This window comes from Paenibacillus sp. M-152 (genome assembly GCF_003856555.1).
In the GTDB taxonomy this organism is placed as follows: Bacteria; Bacillota; Bacilli; order Paenibacillales; family Paenibacillaceae; genus Paenibacillus; species Paenibacillus polymyxa_C.
Window position 1 is genome coordinate 5013838 of record NZ_CP034141.1, and the last position, 17120, is coordinate 5030957.

A 17120-nucleotide genomic window follows, 5' to 3' on the forward strand; every position below is an offset into this window, starting at 1 on the left:
TTTACAGAGATACTGCTGTATCCAGTGCAACTTCCATCATTTCTTTAAACGTGGTTTGCCGTTCCTCTGCTGTCGTTTCTTCGCCTGTCAGCAAGTGATCACTTACCGTCAGAATGGTCAGTGCGTTTACGCCAAACTTGGCTGCCAGCGTGTATAAAGCCGAAGTCTCCATCTCCACACCCAACACACCGTATTCCATCAACTTTTGTACCACTGATTTGTCATCACGGTAGAAGCTGTCTGAGCTGAATACGTTGCCGACATGCATGTTCAATCCTTTGGCAACCCCGCGATCATAAGCGCCCTTCAAGAGAGGGAAGCTGGCAATCGGGGAGAAATCGTAGCCGCCAAAGATATGGCGGTTCATGCCAGAATCTGTACAGGATGCCTGTGCCAAAATGACGTCACGAACGTGCACATGCTCCTTCATTCCGCCACATGTACCCACGCGGAACAAGTTTTTCACCCCATACTCGCTAATCAGTTCGTTGACATAAATACTGATGGAAGGCAACCCCATCCCGGTTCCCTGTACAGACAGGCGTTTGCCTTGGTACGTTCCCGTGAATCCGAGCATTCCGCGCACCTCGTTGTAGCAGGTCACGTCCTCCAGATATGTTTCAGCGATAAATTTCGCCCGTAGCGGATCTCCTGGCAGCAAAATTGTTTCTGCAATCTCTCCAGGTTTGGCTCCAATGTGTACACTCATGTTTTTATTCCTCCGTCCCATTTGTCCATGCTGATATCGTTACTCATTTCGTTATCAATAATCTTGACTGCCTTCGTTGCTGGCGTCTAGATTACTGAAGCTCTGCCAAAAAGCTAGTTCCATGCTCAGGTAGTTTTACACCAAAGTTATCCGCTACTGTCGCTCCAATATCCGCAAACGTCTTGCGAACTGCCAGTTCCTTGCCTCCAGCTGCAAAACGAGGGGAATAAGCCAGCAAAGGCACATATTCGCGGGTATGATCCGTTCCGCGATAGGTTGGGTCATTCCCATGATCCGCGGTGATGATCAACAGATCGTCATCGGTCATTTTGGCGAATACCTCGGGCAGACGGGCATCGTAATCGTCCAAGGCTTGACCATATCCCTGCGGATCACGACGATGACCGTATACAGCATCAAAGTCCACCAAATTCAAGAAGCTTAATCCGGTGAATTCCTCGTCCAGCGTAGCCACCAGCTTATCCATGCCATCCATGTTGGACACTGTGCGCACTGCCTTCGTTACACCCTCGCCGTCATAAATGTCAGAGATTTTACCCAAGGCGATTACATCCAGGCCTGCATCCTTCAGTTCATTCATTGTGGTGCGACCAAATGGCTTGAGCGCATAGTCATGTCGATTGGAGGTACGAGAGAAGTTCCCTGCCTCACCTATGAACGGACGGGCAATAATGCGACCCAGCATGTACGGATCTTCCAGCGTGATTTTACGGCAGAACTCACAGATCTCATAGAGCTCCTTCAAAGGTACAACTTCCTCATGCGCTGCAATTTGCAGTACTGAATCCGCTGAGGTATAGATGATGAGTGCGCCGGTTTTTACATGTTCTTCGCCCAGCTCATCAATGATTTCCGTGCCGCTGGCTGGCTTGTTGCCAATAACTTTGCGGCCTGTATGCTCCTCAATGCGCTGAATCAGTTCATCTGGAAACCCATCCGGGAATACGCGGAAAGGAACTGCAATATTTAAGCCCATGATTTCCCAATGACCTGTCATCGTATCTTTGCCATTGGAGGCTTCCTGCATTTTGGTGTAATACGCGAGTGGCTTATCGACCGCTGGTACACCTTCTATGGAACGAATGTTGGACAGACCGAGCTTACCCATATTCGGCATGTTCAGACCGCCGCGTTCGCGTGCAATATGACCAAGTGTATCTACATCATAATCATCAAACTGGGCAGCATCCGGTGCTTCGCCGATACCAACCGAGTCCATAACGACCAAGTGAATCCGTTTAAATTTAGACATTATAAAAATCCTTTCCTGACTCGCTGTTTTTTTTACAAAAACAACCCTGCAATCGTTGCCGACAGCACGCTAACCAGCGTCGCCCCGTACAACAGCTTCAGACCAAAACGGGCCACTACGTTTCCCTGTTTTTCATGTAGACCCTTCACAGCCCCGGAAATGATACCGATGGACGAGAAGTTTGCAAAGGATACGAGGAATACCGATACGATCCCGATCGTACGCTCGGACAAGCCTGTTTGCTTGGTCAGATCCAGCATGGCCACAAATTCGTTGGATACGAGCTTGGTAGCCATAATGCTGCCTGCCTGCACTGCCTCGTTCCACGGAATCCCCATAACAAAGGCAAACGGTGCAAACACATAGCCAAGCAGCGCCTGAAAGCTGATACCAAACAACCAGGAGAAAATACCGTTAACCATGGCAATCAGCGCCACAAAACCGATCAGCATCGCGGCTACCGTAATAGCAACCTTGAAACCATCCATAATATATTCCCCGAGCATTTCGAAGAAGGACTGCTTCTCTTCCTCTTGAACCTCCAGTAAATCGTCTTCCTTCTCAATCTTGTACGGATTAATAATGGAAGCGATAATAAAGCCGCCAAACAGGTTCAGCACCAATGCGGTAACCACATATTTGGGGTTCAACATTTGCATGTAGGCTCCCACAATCGACATGGACACCGTAGACATCGCAGATGCACACAATGTATACAGCCGGTGTTTTGGCAGCAGACCAATTTGTTTCTTAACGGAAATAAACACCTCGGATTGACCCAAGATAGCCGAAGCTACAGCGTTGTAGGATTCCAGTTTACCCATTCCGTTTACTTTGCTCAAGACAAGCCCGATATATTTAATAATAAAAGGAAGCACTTTTACATATTGTAAAATCCCAATCAGCGCGGATATGAACACGATTGGCAGCAGTACACCGATAAAGAACGGTGCTGCTCCTTCATTCGCAATTCCGCCAAAAACGAAGTTAATCCCTTCCATAGCATAACCAATCAGACTATTAAAACCTTTTGCAAAACCTTTAACTAGAATTTCACCAATCTCTGTATTCAGCAATACGAAAGCAAGCGCTGCTTGCAGAACAACCATAACTATCAGCGGACGATACCTGATTTTACGCTTGTCACTGCTGGCAACGTAAGTAAGTGCAAATACAACAAGCAATCCCACCAAAGCGATTACATATTTCATTTCAATTCCCCCTCATTACATTAAGCGCTTACATTGCCCACAAAAAGAATGCGCCCCAAAGAGGCATTCTTTTTTTATTTCCCCAGATCCGCAGGTCGAAAGGCACCCGGCAGTAATTGATCCACCGTCCACTCTTCCGTATTGCCATGAAGGTTTGTCAGATAAATTTTGGTATCTTGATGAGCAAATTCGGAAATGACCTGACGACAGGCCCCACATGGAGACACAGGCCCTTCCGTATCAGCTGCAACCGCAATCGAATCAATTTTTCGGCAGCCTTCGGATACCATTTTAAAAATCGCTGTCCGCTCTGCACAATTGCATAAGCCGTAGGAGGCATTTTCCACATTGCATCCGTGATAAATCGTGCCATCGCTTCCGAGAACCGCAGCACCCACTTGAAAATTCGAATACGGAACATATGCCTGATTACGCGCCTCAAGCGCTTTCTGAATCAATTGATCCTTCATTGCGAATCCCTCCATGACTTTAAAATAAACTTAATAGGAAGATGTAGATTGCTCGCCCTCGATGATTTTCACACCGGAACTTGCACCGATCCGACTTGCGCCAGCTTCTACTAATTTTTGCACATCCTCCAGGCTGCGTACGCCACCAGAAGCTTTGACACCAATATCAGGTCCTACTGTTTTGCGCATCAAGGCTACGTCTTCCACAGTAGCTCCACCTGTAGAGAAACCCGTCGAAGTTTTCACAAAATTCGCTCCAGCTTTGACGGACAGCTCACACGCCAGCACCTTCTCTTCGTCTGTCAGCAGGCAGGTTTCGATAATCACTTTGACCAGTGTACCCGCAGCCGCTTCCACAACCGCACGGATATCCTGCTCGACGAGCTGTACATCGCGCGCCTTCAAAGCGCCTATGTTAATAACCATATCAATTTCAGTTGCACCGTTAGCAATAGCATCTTTCGTTTCAAACGCTTTCGTTGCCGATGTATTGGCTCCCAGTGGAAACCCGATAACCGTACAGATAGCCACGTTTGTGCCTGCAAGCTGTTCAGCTGCATAAGCTACCCACGCCGGATTCACACATACGGAAGCAAACTGGTATTTTTTTGCCTCAGCAGTCAGTTTTGTAATTTCATCCTTCATCGCATCTGCTCGCAACAATGTATGGTCGATTAATGCTGCAATGTTCATATCTAAAAGCTCCTTCATTTAATAAATAGTGTGAAGAAAATGAATCGTTTATTTCTCTGTGATGAGATCATCATAGCACGGCTCTGAACATATGTAAAACACATTTTGAAATTATGTTCACGCTTGTACACAGGCCGTTCACCTACAATTCATGTTACCCTGTAGGCACACGCCGTAACCATGTTTAATTGAATTGAGACCAACATGTTCTATTGCAAAAGTGCTTGTGCCGTAAACTGGTCCGTCACCAAGATATTCGCATACTTGCCACGCAGTGATGCCCGAATGGCCTCTACTTTGCGCTGACCTCCAGCTACAAGGATGGACTTCTCCTTCTTTCGCAGCTCAGGTAAATCAATTCCAACGGTACGGCTGTTGATTTCCTGACTGCATATGTTGCCCTCATCGTCAAAAAAGCGCGAGCAAATATCGCCCTTGCCTATTTTTTGCAGCAGCTTCTGCTCTTCATGGTTAAAGTATCCTAATCGGAACAGCAGCGCATCCTCCTTGACCGTACCCACCGTAAACACCGCAATGTTCGCCTGCTTGCCAAGTTGAATGATACGCTGGATATGCCGATCCTTCTCGACCATTCTCTTAACAGCTTGACTGTCGAAAATCACAGGTAGTGGCAAATACCGAGCTATGGTGTTAAAGGCTTCTGCGAACAAATTTACGGTTTCCACGGCATAAGTGTTGACATGTGAATGGCTTACGCCTCCTTTGAGTTGAACCACCTCAACTCCCTTGACCTGCTTTTGCTGAAGATGAAGCGCCACCGCATGCATGGTTGTTCCCCATGTCACACCAATAATATCAGCATCCTGTACCGTTTCATGCAAATAATCGGCTGCTTTTTTGCTAATATGCTTCTTGATCTCCTGGTATTCATTTAATGGCGAATAACAGACCAGCACGGTATCCAGCCCGTATTTCTTTTTCACCTGCTCTCCGAGCGCGTCCATATCCTCCATCGGGTCCACAATACTGATCCGCACGTATCCCTGTTCCTTGGCAGCCTGAAGTAACCGCGATACTGTAGGACGTGAAACCCCAAGTCTGACCGCAATATCTTGCTGACTGTAATCGTTCAGATAGTATAATCTGGCTGCCTCGATACTTAATCGCTGCTTTTCATGATCCATTCTACCTCAACCCGCTTATCTTAAAATGTAGTGCCGTCGGACATAGCCTTAGCCCCAACACTATATATGTAGGGAAACTCGAAGCCACGCTTTGTCCGTTAGGCTGTTATTTTGGAAGATTTAACTGCTCGTTTGTGATATTCTGTGATTAACTAAAACCATTTTACCGCATCCTCCACTTTATCGTTCCATCTGTCAAAACGCAATAGTTAACCCAATTTACTGCTAGTTCACAACTTGTGATGGACTTATCTAAATATGTAAGGAGAATTGCTATGTCTGAATTTATTGTGTGCAGTCTGGCGGACAAGAAGTTCGCGTTAAACTTTCTGGAAGTAGAAGAAGTCATGAATGCCAAAAAAGGGACGCCGCTCCCCTTTTCCGAAGCATGGCATGAAGGAATGGTGACCATTCGTGGCGACGTATTTACAATCCTTAATCTACGCAAAAAACTGCTTCTTCCCGCATCAAGCGACTCCTCCGAGGACAAAATGATTTTGCTCAGTCGTGCGAAGATTGCACTGCTTGTCGATCAGGTGGAGGATACGGCATCTGCTGAAGACAGTCAGCTACAAAGCAACGAGGAAGAATGGCAACGCGAATTGTTTCCTACTGTGATGGAGCATCGGGGTGCTCTCATTCCGGTGATTGATATGGACGCTTTTCTCGCATCCACCAAAACGAACTAAATAAATACTCCCGAACCTTGAGCCAGCTTACCTCATCGTTCGGGAGTATTTTTCTTTATTGGAGTCCTTGCCCCTCTTTCATATGAACTAACGTGTTTAGCTGCTCCAGCAGCGTATTTCCGCCAGTCAGCGATATCGTACCAATCTTCTCGCAGATTTTTTCCATGAATTCCAGCTCTTTGAGACGATAGAGGGTGGCGTTTTCGTCCATCAGCTTGGCCGTATTGAGCAGACTACGAGTGGATGCCGTCTCTTCACGTCGTGTGATGAGGTTAGCTTGTGCCTTCTTCTCTGCCAATAGCACCGTATTCAGAATATCCTTGATATCCCCCGGCAAAATAATATCCTTCACCCCTGCTGACGTAAAAGTCACTCCATATTCGTCGCTCTGCTCATTTAGTCGAGTCAAGACATATTCCGCAATTTCCTGCTTCATTTTGAGCAAATCATCCAGCTTCATTGTGCCTACATATTCACGCAGCAGCAGTTGAAGCATAATGTACATTTGCTCCTCGTATGCTCTGAATTCCAACGCCCGCAGCGGGTCGATGATACGGTACTGACAGACGAAGTTAAGGCGCAGCGTGATTTTGTCCTCTGTCATGATTTCCTGACCCATCAGGTCCATCTGCTGCTGTCGCATATCTAGTGTTTTGATCTCTGTATTCACAGTGGACAACCAAAAATAATATTTGCCCGGTTTTAGTTCACCTTGCAGCACATTATCGTAATACAAAAAGCCCAATTCATGACTGGCCACCTGAAGGGCTTTCCAGAAGCCCGGTGTCTTGGACAAGAAGGCTTGCCCCAAAGCCTTATCAATTGCAGGCTGCCGTGTATCTGCACGAACAAAACGATGCTCCTTGAGCATGTTCCAAAATGCATATTTCCCTGCTGTCAGCAGTTCCACAAACCGATTGTCCTCATAATGCAACACATATTCATGGTCCTCTACATCAATGACAGTCAATTGCTCCAGCAATAGAGGATCTGTCAAAAACAAACGAATATCATGATCTGGTACAAAAAAGGAGTCGGATACATTTAAAATTTCAACGGCTTCCTGCTGAAATGTCTTCAATAGGTATGTCCCTGGGTGCAGCAACTTGTGATAGCTTCCTTTTTTGAACAGCAGTCCGCGCTCATCGGCTTTAATTGTTATCTTCTTAAACATCGTATCACTCCTAGTGTTAAAAATCCTCAACTTAAAAATGTACATTTTCCGCGTGTAGCGGCTCCACGTTCCATTTGATCTTCCGATCGCTGTTGCCCCTGAATTTTTGGATTTGATGAACCCCTTATAGGGTTAAAATTCAGGGACAAAGGCGAACGCTTCGCTTCTCCAGATTCAAACGGACCGCTCCGCTTATTCGCACGTTGAGTCAAAACACATTTTTAAAATGAGGATTTATTTTTATTTGTTGTAGCAGGGGGTGGACCCTTACAGAGCATCCCTCCGGTTGGAGGGCGGGGCCAAGCTTAAGGAAAAAGAAAGGGGCCGCCTGTTCCCGTGTTCCGGGGATGGAATTCACCAGCCCAACATCGACTGTGAATCCGTATTCCCGAAGCCTCGGGTCCTGTCGGCGCTTACTCTCTCCGGTATCCGCTGGCCGCATAGCCATCGCCCCGGTATCTGTCATCAAGACCAGACATGGGATGCTCTTATTGGGGTCTTTTCATTGTTTTATTCGATCATTCGAATACTCTACCAGAAGTCGCGTGGAAGGCGATTGGGAATCGAACCCTTAATGTTGGTGGATGCATCAGATTTACAGGATACCTGACCCGATCAGGGCAGGCACTGCGGGACCATTGGAAATCCTCGCCTCGGTAATATCTTCCTGCATCAGCCTTTATCATTATTACGCACCCTTGCATTCACGAACATGGCGAAAGTATTACGACCCCATAAAAAACAAAAAAAGACACGGAGGAAGCATAACTGCTTCCCTCGTGTCGTTCTCTTACCATTCACCTTATAGCTCTTTTTGACATTTTACCATGATAAATTTGAATGGAGGTTTACTTTCCATATTTTTATGTGGCTCAACAATTTCGGAAATTTCTATTAGTCCATATTTTCCGAATTCTTGTTTTATTGAGTCAAAATCATAAAAAAACATTTTTACCCCTTCCATGATCTCGAAATAGTCTTTATCCAGTTGCTTTCCCTTTCCATACATTGGAGCTTCTTTTGAAATCGTAGTAAAAATCATATATCCGTTTGGCTTTAGTTGACGATAGCAATCTCTAATAAACTTATCTCTCTCACGCTTATTCAACAAATGAATAAGTGCATAACAAAATATACCGTCATAAAGCTTGTTATCAAAAGGCATATCCGTTACGGAGCCATGAAAAACACTAATATTAAGCTCTTTTTGTCTCGCCAAATCAATCGCTGTTTTTGAAATCTCAATACCTGTTACATCTATTCCGTTATCAACAAAAACCTTGGCATTTCTACCATATCCAATACCAGGTATCAATATATCCTTAACGTTCTTTGCAAGAAAAAAGTCCTTTGTCAGGATTGCTGAGTCTGAAGGTTCAAAGCCCCACATCATTTGATTTTCTATAAAACTGGATTCCCAAAACTCTGTCATACCTGTATCTCCTTTGTATTCATTAAACCACGTACAGAATTGGGCGTATAGCTCAGCAGGGACTGCGATGATTTTTTTCACTGATGCGGGTATCAGTTTCACCCCATTAGACATTCACCCTATGAGTTATTCATCCCATTAACCATACTTTTGCTTTATTAAATCGGTATGCTTGCCTAAACCAATTGGTGTCGCTGCAATATAAGAAACGTCTTTCAGTTGAAGTCGATTCGCTTCGGCAGACGACGTTATCCACTTGATAGTAGAACGTGCTTCTTGTGATTTGCAGGACGTCGCACATGGCTGATACCGAGTATATATTCCGATTATTCTGGATGATAGCTACCTTCGTCCCATGATCAGCGCGGCTTTCTTTAAAATATCGTTCTCCATCCTCAGGCACTGAAGTTCTTTGCGTAAAGCTATGAGACCGTTTTCTTCTGATGAGCGATTGTCCTTCTCTTTGAACGAACCTGTCGCTTGAGCTTGCTTGATCCATCGATCTAAAGCCGAGGCCATGAGGTCACTCCTCCACAATCGTTGCTCTGGATTTTCCGTTTTCATATTAAAGAAAAAACCTAATATTCCGGGATGTTCTACGATGGAGGCAGCCGGGAGAACGTGACAGCCCCTGGAGATAAACCCCGTAGTAAAAACAGTTCTTCCACTGACCATGTTTGAGCTGGTTGAGGCGTTGACCTCGTATTACAAGCGAAGCTGTGGAGGAGAGCTGAACCCTCATCTTAGGGAGTATTACGATAGGAAAAAGAGCGAAGGGAAGCCTCATAAAGTAGCCGTGATTGCTTGCGCAACAAGTTACTACATCACGTCTACACTATGCTCAAGGGGCAACCCTACACTCTTTAGTTAAATAATTATCCATAAATTCTTATTTCGTTGAAAGTTATTTGGTATACTTTTTTCAGTATAGCAAAACTCAGGGCAATCCAGAAGTCTGACTTGACATACCATTAACTGTTCTTTAGCTAATGCCATCATCGTTACATTGGTGTCGCTAGCTTGTGCAACTTCTTCGGAAATGGAATTATTTGCAGAGCATCCTGCAACAAGAACAGGTCCTTAACAACATAACTATAGTCATTTTCTCCCTTTCCAGTATCAAAAAATGCTATATAGAGAACCATGGTAGTATTAAATTTTGCATCCCTCTGCTAGAGATTATCAATCGCTTCATTTCTTCAAAGGTTGTTTCTCTTTTGCAAAAATTTCACCTTTTAAAATTGCTTTAATTGTGTACAGCAAAAGTATTAAAACAAGAAGTGTTAAGAGACTTATAAGAATAAAAAATAATGGTTTAAAAAAGATTATCGTTGTTTGCTTAAAAATTAGAGCAGTTGCTATAGTGACCGAAGCGATAGGAAAAGAATAAGCCCACCATGAAAGATAAAATTTTATTTTATAAAACATTTTATACTGTGAGATTAAAAGAATGATAAGGAAAAGAGCAAAATAATATAATATCCTGGAAAAGTTATCAACAGTACCATTTAGGTTAACATATGATATAAAACCGACTGCAGGAGGCGCTATAAGTATAAAAAATGTTGGCAGTAGCTTTTCTGGTATTGGATGATGAAATATTATTCTGTATAAGAAAATAGTTAATAGTACAATCCAAAAAATAATCCCAATGCTAAAAAAGAACCAAGATAACTCAGGTGCAAAATGTCGAACTCCAGCTATTGGGACAATAATATTACCTACAATAGGTATGAACCATGAAGGGTTAAAATGATGTATTTCAAATTTACTTTGTTTAATCCATATAGATAAGACTGCAATGGTTGCAATAAAATGGAGTAGTGTTCCGATCATCCATAAATATTTTGATATTTCCATGTTTACTTCAAGAAATGCAATACTTAGAAGCAGAAAACTAATGCTTACGGTTGGAAAAAAGCTTAGCTGAACAGGATTGTTAAATTCCTCATTAACAGATGGCAGGAAGTAAACCAACTTAGTAAAATAGAGTAACAAAATACATAAAAAAATAAACGTAACAATAAACAGTATATACGTACTAAACGTATTCGTAACATCAAGAATACTTTCCGCACGCTGGAAGGCTATTGTAAGCCCTGTAAGGCCCATTACTATTGAAAAAAAAGAAATTGGAAATTCTCGAAGGAATGAATGCTTAACCACTGTTTAATACCCCCAAAGAATATTTAAGTCCTACGATTCACCATTGTCTAATAAAAATTCTTTATAAAGAATGAGCCAGACTGTAGGTGCAAAGCACTAGCTACGATAGATTGGCATGCTCCAAGTGCACACAGCAAGGTTTCAACTGGATTGATTCCTTTGTCAGTTCCACCCATATCCTCTGGCTCATCAATAAGAATTTTAAAACCTCTAGAATTAGTTTCTACTTGAAGACCTTCTGGTAATTTTTTTGCACTCGCTTTGAATGTAGTAAGCATTAATAAATCAATCTCCTTTTAATCTTGTGAAAATAATAACATTCTCTTTAAGAATAATCAATACTTAGCTAAGTAATTTTATTTACACATTTTTTATAACTCAACTTTCGCAACAAGAAATCGGCAAATAAGCCCTGATATAGTTGGGTAGAGCAGAGATCCAGTGTTGGAGTTGACTTTTAATCATGGCAGATAGTTTCTTACCGACTTGGTTGAAAATTTCATCCATCAATTCCATGAGATGTTGTAGATCGACTGCCCCGTCCAAGTTGCCGACTTCATCGCAAAGCAAATAAAACAGCCCGCCGAGCGTCCGTTAATCGGTACTTTGCCGATGCTGCCAAGCCAGTAGAATATAGCGGGAAAAGACGATCATTGTAGACTAATGAGCAGATCAAAAGAGCGGCCTTGAAACTCTTTTTGCAGACGCAGCAAGGACTTAGCGCATTTGAAAAAGACTTCAATGTCCCAACGAAGTGCGTAAATTTGAATGATTTCCGCTGCTTTTCCTGAACGCGCGGGGCAGCTTGGTAAAGGTCTTTGAGACAGAGCGGCTTGCCATGAACGAGATACCGCTTGTTATCGTTTTTTACCATGCCAATGACATAAAGGCCTCATTCTACAATTCTACCGATTAGTGGGGCATGCGTGACCAGCTATCCATAAGTACGTAGAGCGCAGAAACTCTGGAAGCAAGGGCCCGCTCTCTCTCAACACTTAGCGATTTTTTGTCTCCCTCCGGAGCTTCGCAGCGGTTTTCGATGAAAGATTTCCCTAAAGTGACTCCAGTAGTGAAACTTCATGGCTTTGAGAAGTCGGCCGACTTCACATAGGGACTTCGTGGTTGAAAGCTCCATCTTCATGAGTAGCAACAAGGCATACGCAATCAAGCAGATCCAGATTTGGTTCCAGACCGCCCGCTCCTGTTGACCATAAAAGCGAGTGAGCTTCAAATGCTGCTTGATCCAGCGGAAAAAGGTTTCGATTTTCCACCGATTGCGATACAGATCACTGAGTTCTTCGGCGGACAAATCAAACCGATTCGACAGAATACGGGTGTGTTTACCGCTTCCATCCGTCGTTTCGAGGAGTCTGAACAACACCTTCGTCTGCTTGTTGCCTTGACCGAGCTTGACTATGCGAGCCCTCTGTAACCTCAAACTCGTCCACGGATTCAACGATGGCATTGTCCCTAAGTCGGGTGACGAAAAAGATGCCGTCCATGCTGTATTGATTATATTTTCCTTAATCGAGATAACGAATAACGACCATTAACATTTATGGTATGTTTTACTAATATACATTGTGAATATTTGTTATGCAACGCTATTGAAATTTAATTGATCTTTGTGTTGCACAACGCCTTAAACTACTGAATGTACAATTGACTCAAGCACTTCTTAATTGTTATAGTCACTATAAAAATATATAGTGGACTGGTGATTATTACATGAAATATGAACCAAAAATCAAAAGAGAAACAATGTGTCCAATTGAATATGGGTTAGAAAAATTTGGTGGAAGGTGGAAATCAAGAATAATTTGCGTTTTATCGTCCACGAGTGTAATGCGCTACAATGAAATTAGAAAAGAACTCGGCAATATTACCGATGCTGTACTGGCCGCTATGCTAAAAGAGTTGCTAGCTGATGAGCTTATTAGTCGTAAGCAGTACAATGAAATCCCGCCAAAAGTAGAATATGCACTAACTGAAAAAGGGAAATCTGTTATTCCAACTTTACAAAGTATCTGTCGTTGGTCTCAGCAACAGACAAAAGGTGAATTGGATAAAAAATTGACACCCTGTAAAAGCTGCGACAGCTTAAACTCTGATTTTTATTAGTGACTCATAAATTTAATAATATATTTACCTAGCTAATTAACCTTTGATATGCTGCACTCGTGGAAGATATCCATCTAATAATATATTGGAGGTATAAAAAATGAGTGTAAAAGCTTATCTTGAAATCACAATGGTGATTGACAACAACAACCGTCCAGCAGCAGCAAAGGTTTATGCTGACTATCGTAGCCCATTCCTTAATGAGATTAAGGGGGCTGTATCAAAAGACTTGCTTATCCGCGATGAAGACGTTCAGGTACTGCATGGCTTCGATAGTGTGGAAAATGCAAGAGCCTATCTTGATAGTGAAATGTTCAAAAACGATGTGTTTGTCGGTCTGAAGCCATTATGGAGTGCTGATCCTGATGTTAAAATTTATTCCGTAGCTTAGATCATTTTGAAACAATAGAGTATAGCTAAAAGATGGCTCAGATGAGCAATGTCATGGACAATCATTTGTCATTCAGCTTCGCGACAATATTTCATTAAATAAGTTACTTATTTTAGTTATTCAACAGGCATGATTTAGTATATAAAAAAAGAGTTCTCCAGGCCTTTTAGCCCTTCAGATCCTCTGTTCTTTAAGTATTCGAAACTGAGTGACTTTACGGTGGGAAGTTGCGGAGCGGAGAGGTTGAATCTGGAGAAGCGGTAGCGTTCGCCTTTGCAGTGGGATTCTTACCTTTAAATATCTTATACAATCCGATGAATCCCACGGCAACAGCGATCGGAAGATCAACCCCTTCGCGGAGCCTTCTTCCCCCTCAATTGACTCATTTTCCTCGCTCAAAATACCCTTCTATTTTCCAGTCCACGCCAACCTGCGTCACGCTCAAGTCCTGCAATGCCACCGCGTCGCTCATCGCAGACACGCCCTCTCCCCCGAGAAAGCCCGGGGCGGAGCGCCCTCCAACCAGCTTCGGCGCTATATACAACACCAGCTTGTCTGCCAATCCTTGCTGCACGATCGAAGCGTTCACCTCGGCCCCGCCTTCCACGAATACCGATGACACCTCTGCCGCTCCCAGAATGTCCAGCATTTGCGGTAGGTTGACCCGATCACTATATTCATCCTGTGTCGGATATACCTTCACACCAAGCTGTTCCAGCTGGCTTCGCTTGCCTTCATCGTAAGTCCGCCCTGTGAATATCCAGGTAGGCGCCTCTCCATCTGTAATAACACGAGCATCCAATGGAATACGAAGCTTACTATCCAGAATGATACGAATCGGATTCCGTCCTTCTGGTAGACGAGTCGTAAGCTGAGGATTATCATGAATCACGGTCTGTACACCGACCAGGATGCCTACATGCTCGTGACGAAGACGATGCACATCCTCCCGTGCAGCCTCAGATGTGATCCACTTGCTTTCAGAGGTTCGCGTTGCAATTTTACCGTCCAGCGTTACTGCCGATTTGATCGTAATAAAAGGACGCTTGTTCACGATATACTGATTGAACACTTCATTCATACGGATGGATTCCTGCTCACATACTCCGACAATGACCTCAATGCCTGCATCTTTCAAAATCTGTACCCCTCTGCCGGAAACCAGCGGGTTCGGGTCCAGTGCTGCAATCACCACCCGACGAATGCCAGCCTTTACAATCGCTTCCGCGCACGGGCCTGTCCGGCCGTGATGGGAACATGGCTCCAGCGTTACATAGATCGTCGCTCCCTGAGCATGTTCCCCTGCCATACGCAATGCATGAATCTCGGCATGGGGCTCGCCAGGCTTCAAATGAGCGCCGATTCCAACGATACGGCCATTATTGACAATGACTGATCCAACGAGCGGATTCGGCTCTGTTTGCCCTTTGGCACTTCTGGCATTTTCCAGTGCCAGACGCATATATTTTTCGTGAGCGTTCATAGAACCTCCCTGAGATCGGAATCCCGCAAATGGCCGGATCGTTCTACTTTTGTATTCAAATACCGTTCATTATATTGCGACACATCGCCCCAGAGCGGCATACGCCCCGCCACATTCATACCTGACTTCTTCAAGGCATCCAGCTTTTTAGGGTTATTTGTAATCAGAGTTACTGGTTTTTGTCTCAAGTGCTGAAGCACACTAATGGCATCCGCATAATTGCGTGTATCATCTTCAAAACCCAACTGATGGTTGGCTTCGACGGTATCCATGCCTTCTTCTTGCAGAATATAAGCCATGGCTTTACTAAACAAACCGATCCCGCGACCTTCATGATTTGCTAGATAGAACAATGCACCTGTTCCATGTTCCACAATCATTTTCATCGACTGGTGGAGTTGAAATCCGCAGTCACAGCGCTTGCTACCAAAAATATCTCCAGTATGGCAAATACTATGCATGCGAACTAATGCATTATCTGACTGCTCAAGGTCACCGTACACCAATACACTTGATTGTTGTCCCTCCGCCAAATTCAGTGTGGACAATCGCTTCACAATCGTCTCAGCATTGGCATTCAGTAAGTCCTGACGATCTTCCTCATCCCGTACAGGCAACCAGCAATACCATTGAAAAACAATCGTTTCCCCTTCCAAATTAACTGGCAGCTTGATCGGTCCTACCAAAATCGTCGAAGATTGCTTTCCACGAATAGTTTGAATTTTATCGTTAAGTAGCGTAGCTACATCTTTTTGGTTCATCTCTCTGCACCATCCTTTATATAAACTTTATATATGAAATGTCCTGTATTTCTCAGGCTAATCGTTGTTGTCAGGGTGTTACATCATTGAACTATGTGTAAGAAATGTTCATGAAACGTGGATTCCATGGTCAGTTGACGCTCCTGAAGCTCGGTGACAGCCTGCCGTCGTCCGTCTGCGAAAGCCTTTAGATCTTCTGCGGTATATATCTGCTGGCGTAAACGAAGAAGCTCACTGGCCAGCACATCGGCATCCTTCAAAGCGGCGTTCAAGCCAAAAGCTCCCGTGGGTGTCATGGTATGCGCCGCATCTCCAATCAGGACCAGTCCGTTCTGTGCCCATGTGTCACTGCGGCTGCTGAAAATATCCAACGGTACGAAGTCCTTCCATGAACGAATGTGATCATGCACACTATGCTTCAAATCCGGAAAAGCCTCCGTAAACAATTGTATAAATGGTTCAAAAGATTGCTTAAACAGGGTGAGAAAACTGCCCTCCTCCACATTCCAGCCAATTTGAATATAGCCCTCAGCCTGTGAAAATAAAGCCAACTGGCCTCCGTTGACCAGTGCCAGACGAGTGACGGGCTCCCACCCGGCAGGTGCCGCGATTTTAGCCCATAGCAGATCATAGCCGTGGCGAATGTTCGTCACAGGCATCTGCGCCAGCTTGCGTACAGTCGAATAGCGTCCGTCTGCCCCCACAATCAAAGAACTGTGAATCGTAATCTCATGACCGTTCTTATCGCAGGCGGTCAAGCCCGTGTATCCCTGCTCGCTGTCACCTTCCAACGCAGTCACAGTTGTACCTGCTAGGCAACGGAAGGACTCGTAGGTGGACGCCTGTTTGAGCAGCGCCTCTAAAAATCGAGGTTGTGGAATATGCACTCCCACATTACCATGGATTGAAGCTGGCTCGACCGTTTTGATCTGCTGCTGATGCTGCCAATATTCGATTCTTGTGGAGGCGAGAATATGATCCTCATGAATTTGTTCGAGCAGCTTATGCTTTTGGATCACTTCCTGACCCTCATCGTTTAAAATTTCACCGCGGAAAGCCTTTCCGGGCACGCTCTGCCGCTCAATCAATATCGTCGAAACACCCTGCTCCGCCAGTAGACAGGATAACAAAGTCCCTGCGGGCCCCCCTCCAACTACGCACACTTCACATTCCAGCTTCATCCGACTTCCCCCTGCGCCCAAACCATAACCTCAACGATTAGTTCGTATCTGTTCATTTAATTACGTCATTAATAATATCAAATTATGTTCAAATTTTAAGTATTAATATCTTAAGCTCCGTAGCAAAGCTAACAAGTTACTTTATGTAACAAAGTATATTTATATCACACCATTTCGTCAAGTAATAAATTTATGTAAAGTAAAATCATTTACTTTTAACA

General features: G+C 44.2%; 17 protein-coding genes and 4 pseudogenes. 5 read left to right on the forward strand and 16 right to left on the reverse strand.

The features are described 5' to 3' along the window. Position 1 precedes the first annotated feature (1 nt). The 6 genes from deoD to EGM68_RS22065 form a co-directional block, all read right to left on the reverse strand. The gene (gene deoD, locus EGM68_RS22040) at positions 2-709 is read right to left on the reverse strand and encodes a purine-nucleoside phosphorylase (protein ID WP_013373173.1); all 708 of its coding nucleotides are present in this window, start codon (positions 707-709) and stop codon (positions 2-4) included. A 91-nt stretch (positions 710-800) separates the two neighbouring features. Beyond that, positions 801-1982 carry a phosphopentomutase gene (deoB, locus tag EGM68_RS22045; RefSeq protein ID WP_129550011.1) on the reverse strand — a complete coding sequence of 394 codons (1182 nt, stop codon included), beginning with the start codon at positions 1980-1982 and terminating at the stop codon, positions 801-803. A 32-nt stretch (positions 1983-2014) separates the two neighbouring features. Then, the gene (locus tag EGM68_RS22050; RefSeq protein WP_013373175.1) at positions 2015-3193 is read right to left on the reverse strand and encodes a NupC/NupG family nucleoside CNT transporter; all 1179 of its coding nucleotides are present in this window, start codon (positions 3191-3193) and stop codon (positions 2015-2017) included. Positions 3194-3267: 74 nt separating this feature from the next. Continuing rightward, a complete protein-coding gene (locus EGM68_RS22055; RefSeq protein WP_016820386.1) occupies positions 3268-3663 on the reverse strand; it encodes a cytidine deaminase in 396 nt (131 codons plus the stop codon). Positions 3664-3693: 30 nt separating this feature from the next. Continuing rightward, positions 3694-4356 carry a deoxyribose-phosphate aldolase gene (gene deoC, locus EGM68_RS22060; protein WP_013373177.1) on the reverse strand — a complete coding sequence of 221 codons (663 nt, stop codon included), beginning with the start codon at positions 4354-4356 and terminating at the stop codon, positions 3694-3696. Between the two features lie 209 nt (positions 4357-4565). Next, positions 4566-5501 carry a DNA-binding transcriptional repressor DeoR gene (locus tag EGM68_RS22065; RefSeq protein WP_013373178.1) on the reverse strand — a complete coding sequence of 312 codons (936 nt, stop codon included), beginning with the start codon at positions 5499-5501 and terminating at the stop codon, positions 4566-4568. Between the two features lie 275 nt (positions 5502-5776). Between EGM68_RS22065 and EGM68_RS22070 the strand changes: the two genes are divergently transcribed. Continuing rightward, positions 5777-6190: a chemotaxis protein CheW gene (locus EGM68_RS22070; protein WP_129550012.1), complete on the forward strand. Its 414-nt coding sequence runs from the start codon at positions 5777-5779 to the stop codon at positions 6188-6190. Between the two features lie 55 nt (positions 6191-6245). On the opposite strand, the gene EGM68_RS22075 is transcribed toward EGM68_RS22070, so the two are convergent. Next, positions 6246-7364 (reverse strand): slipin family protein, encoded by a 1119-nt coding sequence (locus EGM68_RS22075; protein ID WP_064963604.1) that lies wholly within the window; start codon positions 7362-7364, stop codon positions 6246-6248. A 259-nt stretch (positions 7365-7623) separates the two neighbouring features. On the opposite strand from EGM68_RS22075, the gene EGM68_RS25820 reads away from it, so the two are divergent. Then, a complete protein-coding gene (locus tag EGM68_RS25820; RefSeq protein ID WP_158309132.1) occupies positions 7624-7974 on the forward strand; it encodes a hypothetical protein in 351 nt (116 codons plus the stop codon). Between the two features lie 192 nt (positions 7975-8166). Here EGM68_RS25820 and EGM68_RS22085 read toward each other — a convergent pair whose 3' ends face one another. Both EGM68_RS22085 and EGM68_RS26260 read right to left on the reverse strand, forming a co-directional pair. Then, positions 8167-8796, reverse strand: a complete 630-nt coding sequence (locus tag EGM68_RS22085) for a class I SAM-dependent methyltransferase (protein WP_129550013.1) — start codon at positions 8794-8796, stop codon at positions 8167-8169. Positions 8797-9052: 256 nt separating this feature from the next. Then, positions 9053-9355: pseudogene (locus tag EGM68_RS26260) on the reverse strand (IS3-like element IS655 family transposase); the annotation flags it as partial. 174 nt (positions 9356-9529) lie between these two features. Between EGM68_RS26260 and EGM68_RS26265 the strand changes: the two are divergent. Next, positions 9530-9663 (forward strand): annotated as a pseudogene (locus EGM68_RS26265) (IS110 family RNA-guided transposase); the annotation flags it as partial. 324 nt (positions 9664-9987) lie between these two features. Here the strand turns inward: EGM68_RS26265 and EGM68_RS22095 are convergent. The 4 genes and pseudogenes from EGM68_RS22095 to EGM68_RS26585 form a co-directional block, all read right to left on the reverse strand. Beyond that, positions 9988-10962 carry an SLAC1 anion channel family protein gene (locus EGM68_RS22095; protein ID WP_206099038.1) on the reverse strand — a complete coding sequence of 325 codons (975 nt, stop codon included), beginning with the start codon at positions 10960-10962 and terminating at the stop codon, positions 9988-9990. Between the two features lie 98 nt (positions 10963-11060). Next, a pseudogene (locus EGM68_RS22100) lies at positions 11061-11240 on the reverse strand (OsmC family protein); the annotation flags it as partial. 100 nt (positions 11241-11340) lie between these two features. Continuing rightward, a pseudogene (locus tag EGM68_RS26270) lies at positions 11341-11946 on the reverse strand (transposase); the annotation flags it as partial. A 4-nt stretch (positions 11947-11950) separates the two neighbouring features. Further along, a complete protein-coding gene (locus EGM68_RS26585) occupies positions 11951-12427 on the reverse strand; it encodes a transposase (protein WP_129550014.1) in 477 nt (158 codons plus the stop codon). 263 nt (positions 12428-12690) lie between these two features. Here EGM68_RS26585 and EGM68_RS22115 point away from each other — a divergent pair, with 263 nt between their 5' ends. Together EGM68_RS22115 and EGM68_RS22120 are read left to right on the forward strand one after the other, a co-directional pair. After that, positions 12691-13083 (forward strand): winged helix-turn-helix transcriptional regulator, encoded by a 393-nt coding sequence (locus tag EGM68_RS22115; RefSeq protein WP_129550015.1) that lies wholly within the window; start codon positions 12691-12693, stop codon positions 13081-13083. 100 nt (positions 13084-13183) lie between these two features. After that, positions 13184-13474, forward strand: a complete 291-nt coding sequence (locus EGM68_RS22120) for a hypothetical protein (RefSeq protein ID WP_129550016.1) — start codon at positions 13184-13186, stop codon at positions 13472-13474. Between the two features lie 382 nt (positions 13475-13856). On the opposite strand, the gene ribD is transcribed toward EGM68_RS22120, so the two are convergent. The 3 genes from ribD to EGM68_RS22135 form a co-directional block, all read right to left on the reverse strand. Then, positions 13857-14957: a bifunctional diaminohydroxyphosphoribosylaminopyrimidine deaminase/5-amino-6-(5-phosphoribosylamino)uracil reductase RibD gene (gene ribD, locus EGM68_RS22125; RefSeq protein WP_129550017.1), complete on the reverse strand. Its 1101-nt coding sequence runs from the start codon at positions 14955-14957 to the stop codon at positions 13857-13859. Continuing rightward, positions 14954-15718, reverse strand: coding sequence for a GTP cyclohydrolase II (locus EGM68_RS22130; protein ID WP_013373185.1), 765 nt, complete (start codon positions 15716-15718; stop codon positions 14954-14956). The genes ribD and EGM68_RS22130 overlap by 4 nt, the downstream gene beginning before the upstream one ends. Before the next feature lie 83 nt (positions 15719-15801). Then, positions 15802-16899 (reverse strand): FAD-dependent monooxygenase, encoded by a 1098-nt coding sequence (locus tag EGM68_RS22135; RefSeq protein WP_129550018.1) that lies wholly within the window; start codon positions 16897-16899, stop codon positions 15802-15804. Positions 16900-17120 lie beyond the last annotated feature (221 nt).

Coding starts and splice junctions, on each gene's coding strand:
- EGM68_RS26585 (WP_129550014.1), bottom strand. CDS start 12,427: ATGCCATCGTTGAATCCGTGGACGAGTTTGAGGTTACAGAGGGCTCGC.
- EGM68_RS22050 (WP_013373175.1), bottom strand. CDS start 3,193: ATGAAATATGTAATCGCTTTGGTGGGATTGCTTGTTGTATTTGCACTT.
- ribD (WP_129550017.1), bottom strand. CDS start 14,957: ATGAACGCTCACGAAAAATATATGCGTCTGGCACTGGAAAATGCCAGA.
- EGM68_RS22070 (WP_129550012.1), top strand. CDS start 5,777: ATGTCTGAATTTATTGTGTGCAGTCTGGCGGACAAGAAGTTCGCGTTA.
- EGM68_RS22115 (WP_129550015.1), top strand. CDS start 12,691: ATGAAATATGAACCAAAAATCAAAAGAGAAACAATGTGTCCAATTGAA.
- EGM68_RS22065 (WP_013373178.1), bottom strand. CDS start 5,501: ATGGATCATGAAAAGCAGCGATTAAGTATCGAGGCAGCCAGATTATAC.
- EGM68_RS22075 (WP_064963604.1), bottom strand. CDS start 7,364: ATGTTTAAGAAGATAACAATTAAAGCCGATGAGCGCGGACTGCTGTTC.
- EGM68_RS22135 (WP_129550018.1), bottom strand. CDS start 16,899: ATGAAGCTGGAATGTGAAGTGTGCGTAGTTGGAGGGGGGCCCGCAGGG.
- EGM68_RS22130 (WP_013373185.1), bottom strand. CDS start 15,718: ATGAACCAAAAAGATGTAGCTACGCTACTTAACGATAAAATTCAAACT.
- EGM68_RS22085 (WP_129550013.1), bottom strand. CDS start 8,796: ATGACAGAGTTTTGGGAATCCAGTTTTATAGAAAATCAAATGATGTGG.
- deoD (WP_013373173.1), bottom strand. CDS start 709: ATGAGTGTACACATTGGAGCCAAACCTGGAGAGATTGCAGAAACAATT.
- EGM68_RS22055 (WP_016820386.1), bottom strand. CDS start 3,663: ATGAAGGATCAATTGATTCAGAAAGCGCTTGAGGCGCGTAATCAGGCA.
- EGM68_RS22120 (WP_129550016.1), top strand. CDS start 13,184: ATGAGTGTAAAAGCTTATCTTGAAATCACAATGGTGATTGACAACAAC.
- deoC (WP_013373177.1), bottom strand. CDS start 4,356: ATGAACATTGCAGCATTAATCGACCATACATTGTTGCGAGCAGATGCG.
- deoB (WP_129550011.1), bottom strand. CDS start 1,982: ATGTCTAAATTTAAACGGATTCACTTGGTCGTTATGGACTCGGTTGGT.